The following is a 24,629-nucleotide window of genomic DNA, read 5'->3' as shown; positions in this document are numbered from 1 at the left end:
TAAAGGAGCGGAAACATGGCACGAGATGTGGCTTTGGGCCTTAAGGAAGCCCAACGGATGGTGGATATCATCGGGAGGCCGGAAGACCAGGTGGGCGAGGAGGAGCGCAAGCGCATCGCCCTGGAGACGGTGGAAAACTTCGCCCATCACATCAACAAGGGCTTCCTGGAATATCGAAAGTCGGTGACGGAAGCCGGGGAATTCGCCGTGACCGAATGGGTGGGCCAGGGGTCCATCCTTCGGGACGCCCTGGGCCGGGAATACATCGACGCCCTGGGAGGATTCGGCCTTTACAGCCTGGGCATCCGCCATCCCAAGGTGGTGGCGGCCGTGAAGGCGCAGCTGGACCGCAGCCCCCAGTACAGCCAGGAGATGCTCGATCCCCTGCGGGCCCACCTGGGCAAGGTGATCGCGGCCATCACTCCCGGAGACATCCAGTACGGCTTTTTTGCCAATTCGGGAACCGAAGCGGTGGAAGGGGCCATGAAGCTGGCCAAGTTCTACACCGGAAAGCCCGGCTTCATCGCCATGCTCCGCGGCTTCCACGGAAAGACCCTGGGCTCCCTCTCGCTCATGGGAAAATCGGTCTTCCGTCAGCCGCTCCTTCCCCTTTTGGAAGGGGTTCGCCACGTGCCCTTCGGGGATGCGGACGCGGTGGAAAAGGCCCTGGCGGCCGCCAAGGCGGTGGGGGACGGCATTGCGGCGGTGGTGGCCGAGCCCATCCAGGGGGAGGCGGGGGCCATCGTGCCGCCGGACGACTTCTGGCCCAGGCTTCGGGAGCTGTGCGACCACTACGGAGTGCTGCTCATCGCCGACGAGGTCCAGACCGGCTTCGGCCGAACGGGCACCCTGTTCGGCGTGGATCACTGGGACGTGACCCCGGACATCATGTGTTTCGGCAAGGCCCTGGGCGGCGGCGTGGTGCCCATGTCCGCCTTCTTCTCCACGCCCAAGATCTGGAAGGTCATGGAGCCCAATCCGTTCATGCACACCACCACCACGGGCGGAAACCCCCTGGCCTGCGCGGCGGCCCTGGCCCAGATCACGGTCACCCTGGGAGAAGACCTTCCGCGGCAGGCGGCGGAAAAGGGCGACTACGTGCTGGGCAAACTCCGGGAATTCCAGTCCCGGTTCCCGCAGATCCTCCAGGAGGTGCGCGGCAAGGGGCTTCTCATCGGCATGGAATTTCCCACCGACGAGGTGGGCTTCAAGGTGGCGGCGGGCCTTTTCAGCCGCGGGGTGCTCACCGCCGGGACCCTCACCAACGCCCAGACCATCCGGATCGAGCCGGCCCTCAACATCTCCTACGAGCTGCTGGACGAGCTCCTGAACCGGCTGGAAGACACCCTGAAGAGCCTGGCCTGAGAGCGGGCGGGCGAAGAGCCCACCCCTTGGAGGCTGTCCGACAATGGCTCTCCGACTTACAAGGCCGAGGAATTTGGGTCCTCCTCGTAGCCGCGGGGCTTCAGCCCCGCGGAAAGGCTCATCGCAACTCCATGAAGCAACAGGAAATACGCGATGGCCTATCCGACGGCCGGGGGTCCTACTACGAGGAAAAAGGTCGTCCACGGCGTTCTCAGACTCCCTCCTGGGAGCTTGTCCGAGAACTGCGAAAACCGTCACTCCCGCGCAAGCGGGAGTCCATAGGTTTCCGGAAATCCTGGATCCCCGCTTTCGCGGGGATGACGGATGGAGACAAAACGAGGCGAAATTGATTCTCAGACAGCCTCCCAGTGCGGTCAACCACCTCTTTGGGTAAGGTCGGCGGGGTTCATCCCCGCCCGCCCTGCGGTGATGGACAAGGGCGATGGAACCATCGCCCCCGGAAACGGCGCGCTTCCAGACCGTGCGGTTCGGAGAGGAATCCCATGAAGACCCGCGAAACACCCCCTGTTCCGGAAGGCCCCGACGGCGCCCGTCCCTTCGGCCCTCCGTTTCCCACCTTCGGAGGTGTGCGGCCCTGGCATCCCGGATCCCGGGCGGCCCTCGTGGTCATGGGGGTCCCCTACGATGCGGGAACCACCAACCGCCCCGGCACCCGGTTCGGACCCCGGGCGGTGCGGGAGGCGTCCTGGACGGGCCCCCTGGCCCGCCGGCCGGAGTTCATGGACCGCGAGACCGCGACACCTCTTCCCCTGGCGGACGCCTTGGCCGACGCGGGAGACGTGTGGCTGGAACACGAAAACCTGGAGCAGGACTGGCCTCACATCACCCGGGCGGCGGGCCTCATCCTGGAGGCCGGGGCCGTGCCGGTCACCCTGGGCGGCGACCACTCCATCACCTATCCGGTCCTGAAGGCCTTCGAGCCTACCCCCGTCCATTACGTCCACCTGGACACCCACCTGGACTGCGACACCATCTTTCCCACCGGCTGGACCCACGGAAGCCCCGTGGCCCGCATCCACCAGGACGGCCTGACCCGATCCCTCACCCTGCTGGGAATCCGGGGTCTGACCAATTCGGGCCACGACGCGGCCTGGATTCGGGAGGCGGGAGCCGTGGTCATCCCGGCCCGGGAGCTCCGGCGTCTGGACGAAGCCCGCCTGGCGGAACGGCTCCCCCGGGGACCCTTTTACGTGAGCGTGGACGTGGACTTTTTCGATCCCGCCGTGGCCCCGGGGACCGGCACGCCGGAACCGGGAGGACTCTTCTTTCCCCATTTCCAGACCATCGTATCGGCCATCGCCCGCCGCGGGCCCATCGTGGGCTTCGACGTGGTGGAGGTGAGCCCCATCCTGGAAGGCCCACACGGAAAGACGGCCCGGCTGGCGGCCTGCTGCGTGCTGGAGCTGGCCGCCGCCGTCCTTTCCCGCTCCAAAGACGCACCGAACCACATTGGAGGGACCCATGAACCTTTACGCAGGTAAGATCCTCAAAGTGGACCTGACCCATGGAACCGTGACCGCCGAACCCCTTCCCGGGAAGTGGATCCGCCGGTACTGGGGATGCTGGGGCCTGGCGGTCCGCCTTTACACGGACCTGGCCGATCCGGTCGTAGACCCCATGGCCCCGGAAAACCCCCTGGTGATCATGACCGGGCCCTTCTGCGGCACGGCCGTGCCCCTGGCTTCCCGATTCTGCATGGTGTCCAAGTCCCCCTACACGGGAACCATCTTCGAGACCAACTGCGGCGGGGCCTTCGGCCCGGAACTCAAGTACGCCGGCTACGACGGCCTGGTGATCACGGGCGCCTCCCAGCGCCTCGTGACCCTCACCATCGCCGACGGCGACGTGCGTCTGGAAGACGCCTCGGACCTGGCCGGAAAGGGGATCTTCGAAACGGAGGCGGCCCTCAAGGCCCGGCCGGGACTGGCCGAGGCCAAGGTGTTGGCCATCGGCCCCGCGGGGGAAAACCGCGTGGGATACGCCTGCATCGGAAGCGAAGCCTACCGGCAGATGGGCCGGGCGGGCGGCGGCGCCCTCTTCGGATCCAAGAACCTGAAGGCCGTGGTCTGCCGGGGAACGGGCGGCGTGGCCGTGGCCGACATGCCTGCCTTTCTCGCCAAGGTGGACCACTACAAGAAGACCGACCTCCTGACGGAAGACAACCTGTGGGCCAAGACCGACGGCACGCCCATCCTGGTGGACGTGACCAACGAGATGGGGATCCACCCCACCCGGAACTTCACCCACGGGGTGAACGAGGGAAAGGACGCCATCAATTCCGACGCCATCAAACGCAACAAGGTGGCGGACCGGGCCTGCGCCTCCTGCCCCCTGGGCTGCGGCAACTACACCCGGATCAAGGACGCCGCCGTGGAAGGCCCGGAATACGAAACCCTGTGCCTGGCCGGATCCAACTGCGGCATGAACGACCTGGAGGCCGTGATCCGCTTCAACCGCCTGTGCGACGACCTGGGCCTGGACACCATCTCGGCCGGAAACACCATCGCCCTGGCCATGGACCTCACGGAAAGCGGGATCCACGACTACAACCTCCGCTTCGGGGAACCGGACCAGTACCTGCAGGTGCTCTCGGAGATCGCCCACCTTTCCACGGACCGGGGCCGGCAGCTGGCCCGGGGAGCCTGGGAGACGGCCGCGGCCCACGGGGCCCTGGACCGGGTGGCGGCCAGCAAGAAGCTGGAATTTCCCGCCTACGAGCCCCGGGGCAACTACGGCATGGGCGTGGCCTACGCCACCAGCGAACGGGGCGCGTGCCACCTGCGGGCCTTCACCATCTTCTCCGAGACCCCCTTCGACGTGGAGGCCATGGTGCGCCACGTGATCGCGGACCAGAACAAGAACGCCATCAAGTGGTCCATGTGCTTTTGCGACTTCTGGGGGACCGTCTCGCCCGAAATCATGGCCGATCTGCTGACCGCGGGCCTGGGCGAACCGGTCACGGCCGAGGAACTGACCGCGGCCGGCGAGCGCATCTGGAACCTCATCCGGCTCTTCAACGTGAAGGCCGGGTTCGGAAGCGACCAGGACACGCTGCCGCCCAAGATCTTCCGGGAGCCCCTCAAGGGGGGACCCCATGCGGGCCGGGTCTTTTCCCAGGAGGATTTCGCCAAGGCCCGGGCGCTCTACTACGAATTGCGCGGCTGGGACGAAAACGGCATGCCCACCGATGAAAAGCTGGCCCAACTGGAACTGACCAGGCTTTAGGAGGAGAGGAGACCATGACAGCACAACTGCTTGCCGTTCCCGAACGGTGCACCGGGTGCATGCGCTGCGCCACGGTGTGTTCGGCCCTGAAGGAAGGCATGTTCCGTCCGTCCCGCGCCCGGCTGCACGTCGTCAACTTCCCCCTGGAGGGCTTTTCGGCGCCCGGCATCTGCTTTCACTGCCCCAAGGCGGACTGCGAGAAGGCCTGCCCGGAAAAGGCCATCTCCCGGGATGAACACGGCGCCGTGGTGGTGGACCGAAGCCTCTGCAACGGCTGCGGGGACTGCGTGGCCGCCTGCCCCTACGGCATGATCGTTTTGGACGACGAGGCCAAGGCGTTCAAGTGCGACCTGTGCGGCGGGGATCCGGCGTGCGTGAAGGAGTGCGAATTCGGAGCGCTCCTTTACGGGAAGCCGGAAGGGGACCTGCTCAAGGCCCGCGGCCTCCAGATGAAGCAGCGCATGCCCGGGGAGATGGCCCCGGAAGAGAAACGACGGAACCTGGCCGTCAACCTGATGAAGGCGCTTCGGAGCGACGGCTGAAACGGGGAGCCCATCATGCCGACCGTACCCTCCTCACCCTATTCCGACCCCCGGGGGAGCCTTCCCTCGGTGGGGATCACCACCTTTGCGGGATACCCCTTCTACCGGGCCGACATGACCCCGGACCTGGTGGTGGTGGGGATCCCCTACGACGAAGGGGCCACGGGAAAGCCCGGCGCCCGGTTCGGACCGCGGGCGGTCCGGGAGGCGTCCATGCTCTACACCTACGAGGGCATGGAGGACCGCTTCTACGACGCGGACCGGGACCGGTGGATCCTCACGGGAAAGCGGATCGTGGACGCCGGGGACGTGGACATCCAGCCCCTGAGCCGCGAGGACAACTGGCGGGCCATCCAGTCGGTCACGGCGGACGTGCTGGCCCGAGGGGCCGTTCCGGCGCTCATCGGCGGGGACCGGAGCGTCACCCACGCGGCGCTTCGAGCCTTCCGGGACAGGAAGGTCCACTACGTGCAACTGGCCAGCCACGTGGACTGCGACTTTCCCGACCGGGACGACCACACCCACGGAAACACGGTGGCCCACATCCTCAAGGAGGACCTGGCCCGTTCCGTCACGGTGGTGGGGGTGCGGGGCCTGAGCCAGAACGGGCGGGGCGTGGCCTGGGCCCGGGAACGGGGCGTACGGATCGTGACGGCTTCGGCCATGCGCCTCCACGGGCCCGACGCCTGGGTGGAGGAGCTCCAAGACGGACCGGTCTATGTGGGCCTGGACATCCACTTCTTCGATCCGGCCGCGGCTCCGGGGGCGGGAACGCCGGAGCCCGGAGGCTTTTTCTTCCATGAGTTTTCCGACATCGTGGAGGCCCTGGCGGTCCGGCACGCCATCGTGGGCTTCGACGTGGTGGAGGTGAATCCTTTCCTGGACGACCGGGGAGCGGTCACGTCCCAGCTGGCCGCCCGGTGCCTCCTGGAACTGGCCCACGGGGCCCTGCGGGACAGGGCAGCCGCCGGCCCATCCGGAAGTTGAAAGGATTCATCGGCGTTTATTCGCGTTCATTCGCGGTTTTCTTTCACCTGAACGAGATCTCCAACAGCGGAGGATTCCTGCCTTGGAAACGAAACGCACCGATCAACTGGCGGCACTGCGGGCCTCGGTGGTCCCGCAGGGACCGTTCCACGTGACCCCCTTCTTCGCCGAACGGGCCGAGGGGGCCCGGATCTACGACGTGGACGGCCGGGAGTTCATCGACTTTGCGGGCGGCATCGCCGTCATGAACGTGGGCCATTCCCACCCCAAGGTGGTGGCGGCCATCAAGGACCAGGCGGAAAAGTTCACCCACACCTGCTTCCACGTGGTGATGTACGAACCGTATCTCCGCCTGGCGGAAAAGCTCTGCCGGCTCACTCCGGGGGACTTTCCCAAGATGGCGCTCTTTGCCAACAGCGGGGCGGAAGGCGTGGAAAACGCGGTGAAGATCGCCCGGTACGCCACCCGGCGCCCGGCCATCATCGTCTTCGAGGGCGGCTTCCACGGCCGCACCCTGCTGGCCATGACCATGACCAGCAAGGTGAAGCCATACAAGTTCGGCTTCGGGCCCTTCGCCCCGGAAGTCTACCGCATGGTCTATCCCTACTGCTACCGGTGCCCTCTGGGGCTGAGCTACCCGGCCTGTGACGTGGCCTGCGCCGACCGCCTCAAGGACTTCTTCGTGGAGTACGTGGCGGCGGAACAGACGGCCGCCGTGGTGGTGGAGCCCGTGCTGGGGGAAGGCGGCTTCGTTGTGCCGCCGCCCGAATACTTCGGGAAGCTCGCCGCCATCTGCCGCGAAAACGGCATCCTCTTCGTCTGTGACGAGGTCCAGACGGGCATCGGCCGAACGGGCAGGATGTTCGCCATCGAGCACTGGGGCGAGGTGCCCGATCTGGTCATTTCCGCCAAGAGTCTCGCCGCCGGGATGCCTTTGAGCGCCGTGGTGGGCCGGGCGGAGATCATGAACGCGCCGCATGTGGGCGGCCTGGGCGGCACCTACGGCGGAAACCCCGTGGCGTGCCGGGCGGCCCTGGCCGTGCTGGAGATCTTCGAAGAGGAGAACCTGCTGGAAAAGGCCCGGGCCCTGGGAGTGAAGGCCCGCGGCCTCCTGGACGAGATGGCCCGGGAGGTGGAGCTGGTGGGCGAGGTGCGCGGTCTGGGGCCCATGCTGGCCATGGAGCTGGTGACGGACCGGGAGCGCAAGACCCCCGCCACGGACCAGGCCAAGCAGGTGGTGCGCACCTGCCACGAAAAGGGCCTCATCGTCATGAACTGCGGGGCCTACGGGAACCTGCTCCGCCTGCTCATGCCTCTCGTGACCACGGACGAGGAGCTCCAGCGCGGCATGTCCATCCTGCGCGACGCCCTGAAAAGCGTCCGCTAGGAGCTTGCCGGAGAATGATTGATTTGCGCCGTTCAACGCCCATTCGTCATCCCCGCGAAGCTTGTCCCAGGCTTGAACGGGGAGCGGGGATCCCGAATTTCCGGTAGGTTATGGACTCCCGCTTGCGCGGGAGTGACGGTTTGCGCCGTTCCCGGACAGGCTCCCAGGAGCCTGTCCGACAACGCCGGGAACCACCGTTTTTCTCGTAGCGCAGCCCTTCAGGGCTGCGGAAGAAGCTTGGCACATCTCATGGGCCGTCGGGCATTCCCTGTCGCTTCGTTCGGTTGCGACAGCCTTTTCACGCCGCGGGGCTGAAGCCCCGCGGCTCCAAAGCGGCATGACATTCCCCGGCCCCTCCGCCCGAAAATCCCGCGGCTACAGCCGATTCCCCCTTGCCTTTTTCGCCCATCTGGTACTCATTGAAGGCGGCACGTGCACTGCGGCCCCGATCCGCGACCCCACGAGCAACCAAAAAATCCGGGAGGAGAAGCCCCGCCGTGGTCCCCATCCCCATCCTCTTTCAGGATGATCACCTTCTGGTGGTGCACAAGCCGGCCGGAATCCCGTTTCACGCGGATTCGGACGGCCCGGGACTCCTGGGCCTACTGCGCCTTCGGACCGGCCTGGAAACCCTCTATGCCGTCCACCGGCTGGACCGGATCACCTCCGGGGTGCTTCTCTTGGCCCGAACCCGGGAAGCCGCCCGGGAGCTGGGCCGGATCTTCCGCGAAAGAGGGGTCTCCAAGTGGTACCTGGCCCTTTCGGACCGAAAGCCCCGGAAAAAGCAGGGAACGGTCACGGGGGACATGGCCCGCTCCCGCCGGGGCGCCTGGAAGCTTCTCCGGACGCGAACCAACCCGGCCGTCACCCGCTTTACCAGCGTCTCCATGGCGCCGGGCCTTCGCCTCTTTTGCCTCAAGCCGGAAACGGGCCGCACCCACCAGGTGCGGGTAGCCCTGAAGGCCCTGGGTTCCCCCGTGCTGGGCGACCCGCTCTACTGGAGCCCCCGGCCCGGATCCCCGGAACCGGACCGGGCCTATCTCCACGCCTACGGCATCGCCTTCGACCTCTTCGGCACCCCCTACCGGATCTTCTCCCCGCCCACGGAAGGCCGCCTCTTCACGTGCGACGCCTTCCGAAACGCCCTTTCCGTGATCCGTGATCCGTGATCCGTGACGGGTGACGAGTGATGAGTGACGGGTGACGGGTGGCGGGCGGTCCGCCCCTCCCTCTAATCCTTAATCCTTTAATCCTCTAATCCTTCCCTCTCCAGTAGTCGTCTCTTCCGCTCCAGCCCCCACCGGTATCCGGCCAGGGTTCCGTCGGAGCGCACCACCCGGTGGCAGGGAATCACCAGGGCCGCGGGATTGGACGCGCAGGCCCTGGCCACGGCGCGCACGGCGGAAGGGCTTCCGATGCGGCGGGCGATTTCCGAATAGGTGGCCGTCTCGCCCGGCGGGATCCGCCGGAGGGCCTCCCAGACGCGCTGCTGGAAGGCCGTTCCCCGCACGTCCAGGGGAAGGTCCGCGGGGGTTCGGTGCGGCGCCTCCAGGTGGGCCAACACCTTTTCGATGAAGACCGCCCGGTGCGGATCTTCCGGCAGGGTGCGGGCCCGGGGAAAGCGCTCCCGGAGCTCCCGCTCCAGGGCCTCCGGGGAATCGCCCAGGAACACGGCACAGACGCCCCGGTCCGTGGCCGCCACCAGCACCCAGCCCAGTGAGCACGGCGCGGAGGCGAACCGGATTTCCATGCCTTTTCCGCCTCTTGCGTACTGTTTCGGGGACATGCCCAACTCCTTTCCGTCCCGTTCGTAAAACCGGCTGCCGGATCCGTAACCCGCCTCGTGGATGGCTTCCGTGACGGAAGCCCCCCGGCCCAGGTGGGTCTGGACCTTTTGGCGCCGCAGTTGGGCGGCGTACCGGCTGGGGGTGATTGCCAGGATCTTCTTGAAGATTCTTTGCAGGTGGGACGGGCTGCACCCGGCTTCCTCCGCCAGATCCTTCAGTTTCGGCGGGCTTTCCGCCTGGGCGATCCGGCGGCAGGCCCATTCCACCAGCTCCGCCCCGGGGTGGGCGCCGCTCCGGTTCGGGCGGCATTTGGCGCAAGCTCGAAACCCGGCCTTTTCCGCTTCTTGGTAGGATTCGAAAAACCGGACGTTTTCCCGCCGGGGCCTTCTGGAAGGACACGACGGGCGGCAGTACACCCCGGTGGTCACCACGGCGTAGACAAAGATCCCGTCCGCCGCCCCGTCCCGGTCGAGCACCGCCCGCCACCTGGCCTCCTCCGACACAAATCCTTTCATCTTTCCCTCACCTGCGACTCCGGCTCCCAGACTTCGATCCATGCCCGGCACTCCCGGAAGTGAACGTGAAAGAGAACCGCGAATGAACGCGAATGGACGCAAATGTGAAAGACCGGTGTGTGGGAGCGGCGAAAGCCGCGATGAGGGTGGGCGGCCATCCAACAGCCGCGCCATCGCCCAAAGACAGTCGCGCCTTGCGGCTCTCCCACAGAAGGCCCTTGCCCCGGCTGCCAAAAGGAACAACACGCCCTCTTTAGCTCATCCTCCGCCCGAGATCACTCCGAATCACGCCCCGCAATTCGCATTTTGGCCTTGCCGCCCCAACCCCGCACCAACACGCCCGCCTCACCCACTTCAGAAAGGCACCTTCCTTCAAGCGTCGCCATCGTCGCCCCGCTTCGTGGCGCGGCCGAAGCGAATCCCGGGTTGACAGGGCGGAAGAAGCCCGGTACCGTTCTTTGTAATAATTTACTCAACGGTGCAGTTCTCGATTGTTTTGGTAGGTTATCCCGGCAGATCGGCCTTCTTTCGCCTGCAGTCTCTTCGGTTGGAAGCACCCCCATGCTGGAACGGATCTTCTGGTTCTACGGTCTTCTCAGGGAAAACGCCTATCCCACGGCCGCCCGCTACGAAGAACGCTTCGAGGTGTCTCACAGCACCTTCAAGAGGGATCTGGCGTTCCTGCGTGACCGTCTGGGAGCCCCCATCGAATACGACCGCCGTCGCGGGGGCTACTTTCTGACCGACAGCTCGTTCGAACTACCCTCCTTTTGGTTCAACCCCCACCAGCTTCTTCTCATGCTGGGGATCTGTCGTCAGATGAGCCGGGCCCTTGATCCCCTGCCCAAGGAAATCCTGGGGTTCTGCAAGCGGGTGGAAGCCCTTCTATCCATGCATTTCGGTCCCCGCATCCTGGAAGCGGTTTCGTTTGAAAACGTGGAATGGGCCGCCTGCGACAACCGGCTGCTGGAGACCCTGGCGGACGCCATTCTGAAAAGGCGATGTCTTCGCATCGTCTATTACACGGGCTATTCGGGAGAAACGGCCACGCGCCGCATCGAACCCTACCGGCTCCACAACTACCGGGGAACGTGGCATCTGGCGGCCTTTTGCCACTACCGCGGAGAACCCCGCATTTTCATGCTGAGCCGCATCCGGGAGGTGCAGATCCTTCCGGATGAGTATGGGGTCCACCGGTTCGACGTGGGCCAATTCCTGGACACGGCTTTCGGCATCTACAGAGGCGGCACCGTCCGGACGGCGGTGCTCCGGTTTTCTCCGGCCATTTCCCGCATCATCCGGGACCAGATCTGGCACAAGGACCAGGAGGTGCGAATGGATGAGGACGGCTCCCTCACCCTCTCGGTCCCCATCGCCGATCTGACGGAGATCCGACGCCACGTGCTCAAGTACGGCGCCGAAGTGGAGGTGCTGGAGCCGGCGGAACTCCGGCGCCAGGTCCGGGAGGAAGCCGCCCGCATCCTGGGCATCTACGAAAAGGAATAATTTTCTCCCACAGGCTCACCATATGAGCGATTTCCGAGGCATTCCTGCCTCGGCCTCATTGAAGCCGGCTGTTGACGCGCGGGACGGGTCGTTGTTAGATCTTGTTCGCCTGCGCCGTCCAGGCCGCACCCCCATGGGCGGCGCCGAGCGACGTGGCCGGTGCGGCGGCCATAGTCTATTATCAGGAAAGGTCATGCCGCCTGATCGCACGCAATGACGCCGGCCGATTGTCCCCGACATTCCCGCCTCTGGCCGCATGAAAGCTATCGTAGTCCGAGAGGTAAGTCCCTGCACGGACTCCCTCGCTCCACGTCGTCTATCGGTGTGCAGACCAGACGACGCGGGCACGACAAGTGGTAGCACCGCCACCGTGCGCGGTCAATCGTGGGTCACTTTCGACAATGCCCCCTTCTTGAAGCATTCCATGTTGACGGGGTCCCGCTGTTTGAAGCCCCAACGGGGGGACGGCCCGGAAGCCCTGAGATCGGTGCACGGAAGGCCTACCGGCCTTGGGGCCGGAAGAAGGCGTCGTAGCGGGGGGTTGTGCGGCCCAGGGTGGAACGGGCGGCCGGGAACCAGATGAGGCCCGCTCCGGCGGACCAGCGCGTGTAGCCGGAGGACTTGTCCGCGTCCAGGTGCACGCCCACGGCCCAGTGGGGCGTGAGGAGCTTCACGGCCCGGAGGGACCCCGAATAGCCCAGCCCGGAAAAGCGGTCCCCGGCGTAGCGTTCCGGCCGGTCCCGGCGCGGATGAACGGGGCTCGATTCCGTTTCGTAGTAGAGGTAGCCGGCCGAGGCCTCCGCATCCAACCACCAGGTCCTTCCGGGATCCGTTTGGAAGCGCAGCGTGGGACCGGCCATCACGAAGACCGACGGGCTGAAATAGCCCCCGTGGCCCAGGGTGTAGAAGTCCGTGTTGCGATCGTAGTGAGCCGCGGAAAGGAAGGCCCCCGCGGACACGGTCCCGGCCTTCCAGGGAAAGCTCCGCCCGAAGGCCGCATCGCCCGAAAGGGAAAAGTTCCGCCACACCCCCTCGCCCCAGTAGTGGTCGGCCCCGATCCGCAGACTCGCCCAGGTTCCGTTGGCCCACGAAAGGCTGCAGCCCGCCGATCCGCCGGTGCGGAGCACCCGCCCCCAGGTGTCGTCCGAGTAGGGATCCCGCTGGCCGATCCACGAAAGGAGCGAATCTTCCACCGACTGTTGGTGCACTTCCAGCCGCCACCGGGGATTGGACAGCTCCAGGGAAAAGGTGGGCACCGGATCCACGGGGCCTCCCAGGGGAGTGAGTCCCACGCGGGCCCGAACGTCCCAGGCCCCTTCCCTCGCCCACGCCACGGACGGGGACGCCACCCACCGGGACGAGATCCAACGGGATTCATCGTAGGATCCGGAACCCGGAAGCCCCGCGGACCCCACGAAGGGATCGGAGCCGGGATCCCCGGTATCCGGCCGGATTCCTTCCACCTCCAGGACCCAAAGGGACGCCGCCCCTGCGGGAAGATAGAGGCGCCAGGGCAGCCGCACGGTCTTCAGCCGGGACGTGCCGTCGTCTCCGGATCGGCTTTCATAGGACGCCTGCACCGTGGACCAGGGTCCGGCGTCGTTCGTCTCTTCCGGTGCGGTGGAGGCGGCCAGGAGCGCCTTTCCCGATCTCCGGAAATGGTCCGCCGCCGCCCGGCGAAGGGACGGATCTTCGGCTCGGGCGAGGGTTTCGGCCTTCCGGTGCGCCTCGGTGAACCGGCCCGCCTTTTCCAGGGAAAGAAGCAGCCCCTGGGATCCTTCGGCGTCCGGTTCCAGGGCCAGGGCCCGATCGAAAACCTCGGCCGCTTCCCGCGCCCGCCCCTGCTCCAGGAGCACCCATCCGAGGGAGCGCAGGGGTGCTCCGTCGTCCGGATTCAGCTCCACAGCCCGCCGGTAGGCCGCTTCCGCCTTCGGAAGGTCCCTTTCCTTTCGCCAATGAGCTCCTTCTTCCAGGTGAAGGCGAAGCAGAGCGCTCCGGTACCCTTCCGGATAAGGGGGCTCCAGGGCCTGGAGGGCGTCGAGGGCTTCCCCGAACCTCTTTTGGGAAATGAGCGCGTGGGCGAGGCCCAGGGCGGCCTCGGGCCGTTCGGGCCGGGCGCTTCGAAGCCGGGAAAAGAGCGCTTCCGCTTCGGAAAACCGGCCCGCGTGGTAGCGGTGCCAGCCCAGCTTCAGGAGCGCGTCGGGATCGTCGGGGTTCCGTTCCAGAATCCTTCGGGCCACGGCCTCCGTTTCCGGGTCCTTTTCGGAAAGGGCCGCGAGCCTCCGCCTCAGGGCCTCCGTCTCCAAGGCGTCCAGGCCCTTTCGGTAGGACGCGGGCACGCCGGTACGGTCCTTTTCCTCACCCAGCCTCGCCAGCATCTCTTCCGGGGTCGTCAGGTCCATGAGCTCCGCATAGATCCCCAGGCGAAGATCGTAGCGCTCCGCCGTGCATTCCAGGAGCCTCTCCTGGAGGCTTCGGGCTTCCGCGCTTCGGCCCTTCCTGCGGAGCGCCCGGGCCGCCTCGAAGAAGGCTTCGGGAGCGATGCAGCGGCGGAGGGCCTTTTCGTTCCTTCGGGCGAAACGGGAAAGGGCATCGGGGTCGGCCGCCGCCGCAGCGGCCGCCGCTTCGTTCCGGATCCGCTCTTCGTGGAAGCTCCTTCGGACGATGGCGCGGCCCCGCCGGTAGTCGGAAAGCCACCTTTCCAATTCCCGTGTGCGAACCCCCTGGCGGTGGAGATCCTCCATGAGCGCCGCCGCCTCGTCCTTCCTTTTCAGGCGGTCCAGGCAGAGCGCCTTGCCCCACTGGGCTTCCTGCCGAAGGGAAACGGGACCGGTCCCGCGCATCACCTGGTCGAAGAGTGCCAGGGCCCTTTGGAAACGCTCTTCCCGGTAGTGCCACCAGGCGATCTCCAGGGAGGCCCGGGCCCGCACGTCGGAGGCTTCCCTCTCCGCCTGCGCGGCGGGCGCCGGTCGGTTTCCGCCGTCGGAAGGCGGAGCCCCGGCCGTCGAGCCCCCGGGGCCGAACATCGCCAGCAAGAAAACGACCATCAAAAGGATCCGTTTCATCTGAAAATCCCTAACGGTCATGACCGGTCCCGCGCCGCTCCCACAAGGACAAGAAGGCTCATCCGCGTCCATTTGCGTTCATTGGCGGTTTTTTTTGTCTCTGACACGCGGCCTTACGGAAGGAGGGACAGATACTTTTCCGCATCTTCGTACCGCTTGAGGGCCAGCAGGGTTTCCACCAGGGCGGGCGCCGACTCCTGCAGCCGCACCTCCCGGTGCACCAGGTCCTCCAGGATTTCGGCCGCTTCCGAAAGACGGTTCAGCCGGATCAGGCAATAGGAAAGCCCCAGCCGGGCTTCTTCCGTCGCGCCGGAGGCCGCGCCGTCCTCCACCAGGGCTTGGAAGAGCCGGGCCGCCCTTTCGTACCGGCCCTGGTTGTAGTAGCCCCAGGCGATGGCCAGGCGGGTGAGGGGAACGTCCAGCGAGGAGGCGGCCGGCCCCATGGTTTCAAGCGGGAGGGCCGATGCGTCCCTTGCGGCCGCTCGGGGCCGCTCCGAAGACTCCTCCGGCGCTTCGGGGGGAGCCTCCAGGGGCCTGGGAGCCAGCAGGTGTTCCTGCGGTCCCTTTTCCACACGGACCAGCGCCTCCTGGACGGCTTCCTGGGCGCCGGCCCCCGGCACCGCCAGGAACAGCAGAACCAGCAGAGCGCTCAGCAGGCGCCCCGCCCCCGAGAACCGCCGACGGACGCCCACATGCCCAAGTGAGCGTTCGTTTCGCTGGTAAGGCAAGGTGCATTCTCGTTTCGCCATGAATACCTCCACCTCCCGGGGCGGGCCGCCGCAACGGTCATGGCCCTCCCCGTGCCATCCCGCATGGATGAAAGAGCGGGCCAAGAAACATTTTCCCAAAGTGAGCGATTTTTTTCGGGTGTCTCTCACACCGCGTGATGAGCGGGCGGGGATAAACCCCGCCCCTACCCTTGAAAAGGCTTATTCGCGTCTATTCGCGTTCATTCGCGGTTCTCTTTCGCATTACCCCCATCACGGGAATCCCGTGACAGCAAAGGGTGAAACGCACCCTTGGGAAGCAGACCCATGGAGGGGCGAATGATTATTCACCCCTACAGACCCCGCGCCTGGACGGAAGGAGGTCGCCTTCCATAAAATGGCGCCATCGCGCTACGGGGTTTCCAGGGCCCGCAGGCTCAGGAGATGCAGGGTCGCCGAATAGTAGTCGTCCTTTTCCCGGGCGAGTTGTTCCCGGGCGCGGCTCCGGAGCCTCTCGGCCGTCTTCGGCCGGCCCAGCCGCTCGGCGGCCGCGGCCCACACGGCGTAGAATCCCCCGGGGGCTTCGACAAGGGACACGGCCGGGTCCGCCACGTCCACCCACAGGGGAAGGACCCCGGTCTTTTCGAACCAATCCAGCACCCCATTCCAGGGCTTCAGGGCCTCCCCGCGGCCCGCCCAGGCCAGATACAGGGGAACCCGCACGGCTTCGTAGCCGAACCGGGAACTCCTTTCCCGAAAGACGTCCAGGCCGTCGGGGCGCACCAGGATCCAGTCGGGCGGAAGGTTCCACGGCAGGCGGCGCGCCCGGTCCAAAAGGTCCAGACCGCCCCGGAGAATCTCCTTCCAGATCGGGTCGGGATCGTGGCGGGCGACGGCTTCCAGGGCGGGATAGACGTAGTAGGCCGGATTCACCACCAGGGCGCCGTCCCTTTCGAAGCCGTAGTAGCCGGGAAGAAGAACGGGAACACCCCCGGTTTCCACCACCAGGTGCTTCTTGACGGCCGCGGCCAGCTCCAGCGCCTCCGCTCGCCAGGCGGGATCCTTCCAGCGCTCGAAGGCCAGCAGCAGCCCGTAGGCCGTGAGCAGGTCTCCGTCCGTGGCGTTGTTGTAATCCACCACGCCCCATTCCCCGTTGGGCCTCAGCCCCCAGGCCCAGGCCAGGAGCCGGTCCCCGCCGCGCACCTGCAGGTTGTCCCGGGTCCACCGGCGAATCCGCTCGAAGGCCGGGCGGTCGTCGGCGGCCACGGCCAGGATCAGGCCGTAGCCCTGCCCTTCCGAATGGCTCATCTTCCGGTTTCCCCGGTCGATGACCCGGCCGTCTTCCGCCACAAAGCGGGCCTTGTAGGCATCCCAAAGCGCCCGGTCCAGGGCCCGGGCTCCATCGGGAACCGCCGCCATGAAAACCGCCGCCATGAGAACCGCGATCCGGCTAAGCCTCCGATTCACCCAATCGCCTCCGACGATACCGCCTGAGCAGACGATACACGAGGTAACTCACCAGGGCCAGGGCCGCGAGCACCGACAGGGCGAAGGCCCATGGATAGGTGTAGACGAAGAAGTCCAACCGGGTCAACGGGGTCAGACTGCCCACCCGGTACGTTTGGCTCACCCGGAGGCTCTGCACGCGGGTCCTGGGACCTTCCCAGTCGAAGAGAGCCAGGTCCCCGCGGCATGCTCCCTGGGTTTCGAAGTCCCAAAGAGATCGGGCCGCCCGGGCGACGGTCTTGGCATCGTGGGCCGTGAGCACCAGGAGCGTCCTGTCCGACGTGCCGGGAAGGCGGTATTCCATGAGGGCCGCCCGGTCCGGGGAAAGCCCTCCGGTCTGATCCGCCCGGGCGAACCGGACCACCGGGGATTCCTGGGGCCTGGAGAATCGGCCCAGCGCGCGCCTCAGCCACCGGTTGATCCACCCCTCCCCTTCGGGAGATTCGCTGCGAGGCGGGGAGGCTACCGGGTAGGAAGCCCGGACCGGCTGGACCAGGTGATAGGGGGCGGACTGGAGAAGATCCCCGGGAAGGGCGTCCAAGGACCCCACGGCGATCACGTTCACCGACGGCTCCTTGGGAAGAGCGTCCCGCACCCGGAGGCCCACCGGCGGATAGCCCGTCTTCTGGCTCATGAGCCCCACCAGGTTGACGGCCGCCTCCAGGGCGGCGAAATCCGCCTGCGGAAGATAGAGCGCCGCTTCCCGCCCGTCCGGAATTCTTGCGAAGGGGAATCCGTCCTTGAAGAAGAGGCCCAGATCGGGAAGCTCCGCCCAGTGGGAGATACCGGGCACGTGGAGCGTGGAGTCGTCGAAGACGGTGAGCAGCAGATGTTGCGTCTGGACCTGGGCGCACTGCCCTGTGATCAGAGGCGTGAGCACCGCGTGGAATGCCAGTTCGTTGTCCCCGGGCCGCAGCAGGTACGTGGGGAAGCTGATGCTGTAGCCTTCGTAGCTGGCGCCCGCCTTTTCGCTCAGTGGAATGGAGGAAAAGAACTTTCCGTTGAGAAAGAGCGTCAGCACGGAATCTTCCCGCATGCCGGCGCTATAGGCCACGTGCAGGGACAAAGCGGCGTACTTGTGGGGCTTGATCAGGATGTCGGACGGCAGCCGGAACCGGAGGACGGACGGCGCCGGCCGGTATCCCCGAAAGGTGACGCTGGAAAAGCCCAAGTCCTGAAAGGTGTAGGTACGGTCCAGCCGGAGCATGCCGCGGGCTTCGTACGGCCCGACCTGAGGGAGCCGCACCTCCTGAACGATGGTGGAGGCCGTGTCGGGAAAGGGAAAGGAGAGGAAGGCCAGGGCCCGGAGGGCCTTTTCCACGGCGGCCTCATCCGGTCCGCTCACCAGGATGAGAGCGTGGGTGGGGTCCACACCGCCCCGGGCATCGTCTTCGCTCCCGTCCAGCCCCGGCATGTGGCGCACTTCCAGGTAGGCGCCATCCGGCTTCGGTGCGGCGTCTCCCAGGATGCGGGGGAGAAAGTCGGGGGTTCCCACCAGCACGTTGTCCCTCCCTGGCTCCAGCCGGTCGGACACGGAAAACTCCACGGGCCGGTAGGAAAACCGAAGCGCCGCCGCGGACGCCGCCATGACGGCCCGCTCGGCATCCTTCGCGGACGGGGAGGCCACGGCGATGTGGACCTTTTCCGGCCGGGGATTGGCCGGATCGAAGACGACGGTGGGAAGGGCGCTGAGCCGAAGCGGAACGGGCTTCAAGGACACGGTCCAGTCCAGAACGGCTTCGTCCAGCTTGAGGGTGGTCCACAGTTCCGGGGCGGTGGGGTCTTCGCACTCCAGCGCGTAATGCTGGCTCACCTTGAAGGACAGTTCGTTGTAACCGGGGGTCAGAAGCCGGGCCGGCAGCCGCACCGAAACTCTTCCTTCAGGAGAAAGGGGATCCAGGACCACCTGGGCCAGGGGATGCCCGTTCAGTTCCACGACGAGCCGCGAATTTTCCCGGAGCAGGGCCGTGGAGTTCACGTAAGGGAAGGTGAGTACGGCCTCCCGGACGTCCCACCGTTCGGGAACGGGAAGGCTCACGTCAAAACCGCTGTAAGCCCCCTGGAGCTTGTGGACGGATACGGGAACCAACTGGGGCAGGGGAACCCGAAGCCGAACCGGTTCCACCTCCGAAGCGGCCCAGGCCGTCAGGGCCAAGAGCTGCCACACGACCACCGCGAGCAGAACCCGGGCGGCCCCCGTCACAAAGCCTTTTCCTCTTTCTTGAATCCTCGTATCCATAGCGCTCCCGTCATCCTCCTCATGCGTTCCGCCAACAATCGGCAGGTTCCTGCGCCATATTGAAAAGCCCGGCGAAGGCCGGCTCCCAGCAGCAGTCCGTAGCCGCTCCAAAGAGCCGGACGGGTCCGGGGACCGGTTTCCCAAAAGCGCCGCCATCACTCGCTGTCTCCATAGATAAAGCCCACCCGGTCGGCGAAGGCCTGTAGATCGTCCTCCGCCCATCGGCATCCCACCATGCATTCCCGACGGGAGCCCTTTCCCGAGCCGCCGATCCGCTGGATCCGGACCGCCAGGGCGTATTCCCTCTGGGAACTGTCCCGGGCCTCGAGAGTGAGAAGGTCGCCGGGACTCAATCCCTCCACGTCCGAAGGCGCCAGGCGGAGGCCCACCCCGCCCAGGGAAAGATCCGCGATGCGCGCAGGAAGCGTCCGGCCGTCAGCGGTGCGGACCGTTGCGGGCTCATGGGTCACCACCCGGTGATGGCGGCGCCACTGGTGCAGCTCCCAGGACGCCCCCAGACAGAGCAGGATGATGGCCAGGTTGTACAGGTTCCAGAAGAGGCAGATGAGGATCACATCGCGCTCCTGGGGAAAGGCGCCCCAGCGGAGGTAGCCCGCCGCCATCCCCAGGACGGCCAGCACCAGCATCCCATAGAAGGGATAGCCCAGGGGGCTGGGGGCGTCCGCCGCAAGCCCTCCCCCCTTGGGAGTCACCTTGAACTGCGGGGCCCTGGGGTTCTTGAAGGTGGAAAGGATCGCCGGCAGCAGATAGATGCTTTGGACGGTTTCGAAGAATTCGGAAAAGAAGGTGTGGCGCACGTCCCCATAGAGGTAGTGGGCCGTTGCCACGGAGCCGAAAAGGTGAGGCAGCGCGTAGGCGATCACCTGGACCACCGAGGCGTTGTAGACCCGCAGCCCGAAAAAGAGGTAGGCCAGGGGCGCCAGGAAGAAGAGGATGCGGGCCAGGCCGAAAAACCAGAAGAGACAGGAATTGAGATAGGAAAGCTTCTGCTGGAGGCTCAGCCCCTTGGCCAACAGCGGGTTTTTCAGAAGAAAGATCTGGACCATGCCCTGGGCCCAGCGGGATCGCTGCAGGATGAAGGCGTCGAAGGTTTCCGGAGACAGGCCGCAGACCATGGGCTGGTTCACGTAAACGCTTCGGTACCCGCGCCGGTGAAGCTCCAGGGCCGTCTCCGCATCTTCCGTGATGGTCTCTCCCTGGATGCCGCCCACTTCGGCCAGGAACGATCGGCGCAAGAGCGCCGCCGAGCCGCAGAAAAAGGACGCGTTCCAGAAATCGAGCCCGGGGTGGATGCGCCGATAGAACATCACGTTTTCGCCGGGCAGAACGCCGTGGAGGCCCAGGTTCTTTTCCACGGGGCCGGGGTTGATGAAAAAGTGCGGGGTTTGCACCAGGAAGAGCTTCTCGTCCCGGAGGAAGTAGGGCACCGTGCGCTTGAGAATATCCCGGGTGGGAACGTGGTCGCAGTCCAGGATGAGGATGAGGTCGCTGCACGATCGCCGGATGTCCGCATTGAGGCAGGTAAGGCTTTTCCTCTCCGCATTGAAGCCGTCGGCGGAACAGAGACACTGCAGGGCGGCGTTGATGTTGCCCGCCTTGGCTTTTCCGTTCTCGTCCCGGGCCATGTAGTGCACGCCGATCTCTTCCGCCAGCTTCTTGAGGCGTTCATGCCTGATCCGCGCGGCCCGGGCCTTCTCCGGGTCCGGATCGTTCCTGCGGGCCACCGTGCCGCCGTCGTCCAGGATGTAGACGTGGAACTTGTCCTTGGGGTAGTCGATGAGGGTACAGGCCACGGCCGTGGTGCGAATGATCTCCTCGGGCTCGTCGTAGGTGGGAATCAGGATGTCCACCGCGGGGTATTGGGAGGGATCCTCGGGAAGAGGCGGCTCCCCGTTTCTTTCCAGCGGCCAGATGTTGACGAAAAGCCCCAGCAGGTGGATTCCGATGCCGTAGGTTTCCGCGCCGTAAAGGAGGAGCATGCCCACGCAGTCCCACGGGCCGGTGTAGCTGAGCGTCTCGAAGGTGCGGAACATCCAGTAGCGCAGTGAAAGAAAGGCGCTCAAGAGGAGGATGAAGATCCGAAACGGGACGCTCCGCCCGTTCCGACGCACCGCCGCCCACAGGACGGCGAAAAGCCCCCAGCCCACCAGAACCTGGTCCTCCAGTTCCAGGTAGATGCCGGCCGCGTAGGCGATGTAGGCCCACAGGACGGCCAGGGCCGTCCACAGGATCCAGCGCTCCGCGCTTTCCTTTTTCAGGGACCCTCGCAGGGTGTTCGGGAGCATGCCGAAAGATTCCTTTTCCTAGTGCCCGTCCGAGAACACGTCTCCTTCATTGATCGATAAGGGATCCGTCTTCTTTCGTAGCCGCGGGGCTTCAGCCCAGCGAAAAGGGGCCATCGCAAATGACGGGCAACACCCGATGGGCCCTCCGGCCTCCGGGGATTCCACCGCAGCCCTGAAGGGCTGCGCTACGAGAAAAGCGGGGATCCAGAATTTCCCGTAAATCTATATGAAACGCCGCCTCGTTCCGTTCGTGCGCTCGGCCTGTAGGGGCGAATGATCATTCGCCCCTACAGGGGCCTGCATCCCAAAGGGGCCTTTCATTCTTCGTTGTCACGGGCCGTCCGTGATTTATGGACTCCCGCTTGAGCGGGAGTGACGGGTGGCGGAGTTCCCGGACAGCCTCCTGGTCCTTAGCCGATGGATGCCCTCTTCGGCTCCTTATGCCGTCGAAAGCAGGTATCGGCAAAAACTCCCGTGAACTTGAGGGAGGGTGCGCCGGGGGCAAGAAAAAGGCCGCAATCCTTTCGGGATTGTGGCCTCGGGAAGGCCTCTCTGGTGCCGAAGGCCGGACTCGAACCGGCACGGGTCGCCCCACCACCCCCTCAAGATGGCGTGTCTACCAAGTTCCACCACTTCGGCACGTGGCTGAAAGCGAAGGGGATTATACCCATTTCGCCGTTCATGTAAAGAGCTAATTGGCGGGCTTTTCTCCCGCCGTGTCACCTCCCGATTGGGTTTGCGACGCAGCCGGAGCCGCCTCCTGCTGGGCCGCCGGCGCGGCTTCCGGTTTTTCCGGGGTCTCGCTCTGAGCCGCCTTCACGGGAACGGCCGCGGGCACCTGGGTCGAAGCCGCCGGCTGCACCGGCTTGGCTTCCGGCAGGGCCGGTTCTTCCTTGGCCGGAACCTTGTCCATGACGGATTCGGTGCTGGGCTTTCCCGAAAGGTAGGTGAGGCCCAGGCAGGTGAGCATGAAGACCACGGCAGCCAGGGTCGTGAGTTTTCCCAGGAAGGTGGTCCCTCCGGTGCTTCCGAAAAGGGTCTGGGAACTGCCGCCGAAGACGGCGCCGATTTCCGCTCCCCGGCCCGTCTGGAGCAGCACGATGAAGATCAGGGCCAGGCAGGCGATGATGTGAAAGGTGATGATTACGGCTTCCATGTCAGTTCGTTTCTCCCATCTTCTGAAATCGGACGATGCGGCCGAAGGAGGCCACGTCCAGGCTCGCGCCGCCCACCAGGGCCCCGTCGATGTCGGGCTGGGCCATGAGCGCGTCCACGTTGTCCGGTTTGACGGAGCCTCCATACAATATTCGGATATTCTTTGCAATCTCTTTCTGGAACCGCTCCGCCAGCCAACCGCGGATGAAGGCATGCGCTTCCTGGGCCTGTTCCGGACTGGCCGTTTTTCCCGTGCCGATAGCCCAGACCGGCTCGTAGGCGACGACCAGCTTCTCGATCCGCTCCGAAGGGACCCGGGCCAGGCCCGTTTCCAACTGGCGGAGCAGCACCGCTTCCGTCCGTCCCGCTTCCCGTTCTTCCAGCTTTTCGCCCACGCAAAGGATGGGGGACATCCCGTGGGCGAACGCCGCGGCCGTCTTGAGGCCCACCCACTCGTCCGATTCGCCGAAGATGTGGCGCCGCTCCGAATGACCCAGGATCACGTAGGTGCAGCCCACTTCCTGGAGCATGGGAAGGGAGATCTCCCCCGTGAACGCTCCCTTCTCCTCCCAGTGGCAATTCTGGGCAGCCAGAGAGTAGCCCGCCGCCCCCATGGCTTCTCTCAGGGCCCACAGGTGGGTGAAGGGAGGCGCGATGAGCACCTCCCGATCGTCCGGGGTTCCCACGGCTTCGTGCAGCCGGGCGACGAAGTTCACCGCTTCCCGGATCGACAGGTGCATCTTCCAATTGGCCGCCATCAAGGGTTTTTGCGTCATGGTTCCAGCTTCCTTTCCCGTCCGGACCCGCGGTTTCGATGCACAGCATGGAGTGCCGGGGCGGGCGCGGGGCCCGTCCCCATCGGATGGCGAAGACCCGGGCTCACGCCCTTTCGGAGCACTTCTGCAGAGCCTGGATACCCGGCAAGACTTTTCCTTCCAGCATCTCCAGGAAGGCGCCGCCGCCCGTGGACACGTAGCCCACCTTGTCGGTCACACCCGCCTTGGCCACCGCAGCGGCCGAATCCCCTCCGCCCACCACCGTGAAGGCCTGGGAGGCGGCGAGAAAACGGGCCAGGTCGTAGGTGGCCCGTTCGAAGGGCGGCGTCTCGAAGGCCCCCAGGGGCCCGTTCCAGACCACCGTGGCGCAGGGCTCCAAAGCCTGCCGGATCAGGGCCGAGGTCTCCTCTCCCACATCGAAGATGGCCAGGTCCGGCGGCACCTGGTCCACGGGAACCTGCCGGGCCCGGTCCCCGGCGTCCAGGGACGGCGCCGCCGTGGCGTCCACGGGAAGGATCACCCGCACGCCCCGTTCCCGGGCCTGGGCCAGAAGCACTTTGGCCGTCTCCACGAACTCGTCCTCCACCAGGGACGCCCCCACCGACTTTCCCTGGGCCTTGAGGAAGGTGTTGGCCATGGCTCCGCCGATCACCAGCAGATCCACCTTGGGAATCAGGTTTTCCAGCACCCCGATCTTGGTGGACACCTTGGCCCCGCCGATCACCACCGCCAGGGGCCTTTGGGGGTTCTCCATGGCCTGTCGGAAGGTTTCGATTTCCTTGGCCAGCTGATAGCCGGCCGCGCATTCCCTCACATATTCCGTGATGCCGTGCACCGATGCGTGGGCCCGATGGCTCACGGCGAAGGCGTCGTTCACGTACACGTCCGTCAGCTCGGCCAGCTGGCGGGAGAATTCCGGATTGTTTTTGGTCTCCCCTCCGTGGAACCGAAGGTTTTCCAGAAGCAACACCCGGCCCGGTTCCAGTTCGTCCACCATCTTCCGGACCGCCCCCCCCACGCAGTCGGGAGCCAGGGGGACGTCCATTCCCAGGATTCCCGAAAGGTGGCGGGCCACCGGAGCCAGCGACATCTCCGGCACCACCTGGCCCTTGGGGCGTCCCAGGTGGGAAGCCAGCACGGCCTTTCCCCCACCGTCCAAGACCTTGCGAAGGGAGGGCAGAATCGCCCGGATGCGGGTATCATCCGCCACCGTGCCGTCCTTCTTGTCCAGCGGCACGTTGAAGTCCACCCGCAAAAAGACCCTCTTTGCAGACACATCCACGTGATCCAGCGTCTTCACGGCGTCCACCTCCTTTCCGGCGCCGCATGGCGAAGCTCCCGTCCTGGGGCAGCCTCCCGGGACTCGTCCGACAACTCGTTTCCTTCAGCACCCGACAAGGGATCCAGGAGCTTGTCCGACAACTCCCCCACCCGTCACTCCCGCGCATGCGGGAGTCCATAACTTACTGGAAATTCTGGTCCCCGCTCCCCGTTCAAGCCGGGGGCAAGCTTCGCGAGAAAGGAACCATCATAATCCGAC

17 protein-coding genes and 1 tRNA gene are annotated in these 24,629 nt (G+C 65.8%); 8 read left to right on the top strand and 10 right to left on the bottom strand.

Annotation, left to right across the window (positions count from 1 at the left end; all coding sequences use genetic code 11):
• Positions 1–15 precede the first annotated feature (15 nt).
• The 7 genes from BUB04_RS08170 to BUB04_RS08140 all read left to right on the top strand — a co-directional run bounded on the left by BUB04_RS08170 (position 16) and on the right by BUB04_RS08140 (position 8,696).
• Positions 16–1,365: a putrescine aminotransferase gene (locus tag BUB04_RS08170; RefSeq protein WP_073038500.1), complete on the top strand. Its 1,350-nt coding sequence runs from the start codon at positions 16–18 to the stop codon at positions 1,363–1,365.
• A 503-nt stretch (positions 1,366–1,868) separates the two neighbouring features.
• Positions 1,869–2,867, top strand: a complete 999-nt coding sequence (locus tag BUB04_RS08165; RefSeq protein WP_073038499.1) for an arginase family protein — start codon at positions 1,869–1,871, stop codon at positions 2,865–2,867.
• Positions 2,848–4,611: an aldehyde ferredoxin oxidoreductase family protein gene (locus BUB04_RS08160; protein WP_073038498.1), complete on the top strand. Its 1,764-nt coding sequence runs from the start codon at positions 2,848–2,850 to the stop codon at positions 4,609–4,611. Before BUB04_RS08165 ends, BUB04_RS08160 begins: the two co-directional genes overlap by 20 nt.
• A 14-nt stretch (positions 4,612–4,625) precedes the next feature.
• Positions 4,626–5,153 carry a 4Fe-4S dicluster domain-containing protein gene (locus tag BUB04_RS08155; RefSeq protein ID WP_073038497.1) on the top strand — a complete coding sequence of 176 codons (528 nt, stop codon included), beginning with the start codon at positions 4,626–4,628 and terminating at the stop codon, positions 5,151–5,153.
• A 15-nt stretch (positions 5,154–5,168) separates the two neighbouring features.
• Positions 5,169–6,140 carry an arginase family protein gene (locus tag BUB04_RS08150; RefSeq protein ID WP_073038496.1) on the top strand — a complete coding sequence of 324 codons (972 nt, stop codon included), beginning with the start codon at positions 5,169–5,171 and terminating at the stop codon, positions 6,138–6,140.
• A gap of 82 nt (positions 6,141–6,222) precedes the next feature.
• Positions 6,223–7,527: a 4-aminobutyrate--2-oxoglutarate transaminase gene (gabT, locus tag BUB04_RS08145; protein ID WP_073038495.1), complete on the top strand. Its 1,305-nt coding sequence runs from the start codon at positions 6,223–6,225 to the stop codon at positions 7,525–7,527.
• A gap of 497 nt (positions 7,528–8,024) precedes the next feature.
• Positions 8,025–8,696 (top strand): TIGR01621 family pseudouridine synthase, encoded by a 672-nt coding sequence (locus BUB04_RS08140; protein WP_073038494.1) that lies wholly within the window; start codon positions 8,025–8,027, stop codon positions 8,694–8,696.
• A gap of 77 nt (positions 8,697–8,773) precedes the next feature.
• On the opposite strand, the gene ada is transcribed toward BUB04_RS08140, so the two are convergent.
• Positions 8,774–9,871 carry a bifunctional DNA-binding transcriptional regulator/O6-methylguanine-DNA methyltransferase Ada gene (gene ada / locus BUB04_RS08135; protein ID WP_218588398.1) on the bottom strand — a complete coding sequence of 366 codons (1,098 nt, stop codon included), beginning with the start codon at positions 9,869–9,871 and terminating at the stop codon, positions 8,774–8,776.
• Between the two features lie 519 nt (positions 9,872–10,390).
• Here ada and BUB04_RS08130 point away from each other — a divergent pair.
• Positions 10,391–11,335: a helix-turn-helix transcriptional regulator gene (locus tag BUB04_RS08130; protein ID WP_073038493.1), complete on the top strand. Its 945-nt coding sequence runs from the start codon at positions 10,391–10,393 to the stop codon at positions 11,333–11,335.
• A 500-nt stretch (positions 11,336–11,835) separates the two neighbouring features.
• Here BUB04_RS08130 and BUB04_RS08125 read toward each other — a convergent pair whose 3' ends face one another.
• The 9 genes from BUB04_RS08125 to BUB04_RS08085 form a co-directional block, all read right to left on the bottom strand.
• Positions 11,836–14,400, bottom strand: coding sequence for a cellulose synthase subunit BcsC-related outer membrane protein (locus BUB04_RS08125; protein ID WP_073038492.1), 2,565 nt, complete (start codon positions 14,398–14,400; stop codon positions 11,836–11,838).
• A 113-nt stretch (positions 14,401–14,513) separates the two neighbouring features.
• Positions 14,514–15,149 carry a tetratricopeptide repeat protein gene (locus BUB04_RS08120; protein ID WP_143156409.1) on the bottom strand — a complete coding sequence of 212 codons (636 nt, stop codon included), beginning with the start codon at positions 15,147–15,149 and terminating at the stop codon, positions 14,514–14,516.
• A 369-nt stretch (positions 15,150–15,518) separates the two neighbouring features.
• A complete protein-coding gene (locus BUB04_RS08115) occupies positions 15,519–16,574 on the bottom strand; it encodes a family 8 glycosyl hydrolase (RefSeq protein WP_143156408.1) in 1,056 nt (351 codons plus the stop codon).
• A complete protein-coding gene (locus tag BUB04_RS08110; protein ID WP_073038489.1) occupies positions 16,558–18,852 on the bottom strand; it encodes a cellulose biosynthesis cyclic di-GMP-binding regulatory protein BcsB in 2,295 nt (764 codons plus the stop codon). The genes BUB04_RS08115 and BUB04_RS08110 overlap by 17 nt, the downstream gene beginning before the upstream one ends.
• A 155-nt stretch (positions 18,853–19,007) precedes the next feature.
• On the bottom strand, positions 19,008–21,158 hold the full coding sequence (locus BUB04_RS08105) for a glycosyltransferase family 2 protein (protein ID WP_073038488.1): 2,151 nt from the start codon (positions 21,156–21,158) through the stop codon (positions 19,008–19,010).
• A 553-nt stretch (positions 21,159–21,711) separates the two neighbouring features.
• Positions 21,712–21,797: transfer RNA gene (locus tag BUB04_RS08100), tRNA-Leu, on the bottom strand.
• A 52-nt stretch (positions 21,798–21,849) separates the two neighbouring features.
• A complete protein-coding gene (secG, locus tag BUB04_RS08095; protein WP_073038487.1) occupies positions 21,850–22,314 on the bottom strand; it encodes a preprotein translocase subunit SecG in 465 nt (154 codons plus the stop codon).
• 1 nt (position 22,315) lies between these two features.
• Entirely contained in the window at positions 22,316–23,089 is a 774-nt protein-coding gene (tpiA, locus tag BUB04_RS08090) for a triose-phosphate isomerase (RefSeq protein WP_073038486.1), read from the bottom strand.
• 103 nt (positions 23,090–23,192) lie between these two features.
• A complete protein-coding gene (locus tag BUB04_RS08085) occupies positions 23,193–24,389 on the bottom strand; it encodes a phosphoglycerate kinase (RefSeq protein WP_073038485.1) in 1,197 nt (398 codons plus the stop codon).
• Positions 24,390–24,629 lie beyond the last annotated feature (240 nt).

Origin of the sequence: Desulfacinum infernum DSM 9756 (assembly GCF_900129305.1) — a bacterium.
Taxonomy (GTDB): Bacteria; Desulfobacterota; Syntrophobacteria; order Syntrophobacterales; family DSM-9756; genus Desulfacinum; species Desulfacinum infernum.
Note: the sequence above shows the minus strand (reverse complement) of the source record. Positions and strands in the feature narration are given on the sequence as shown.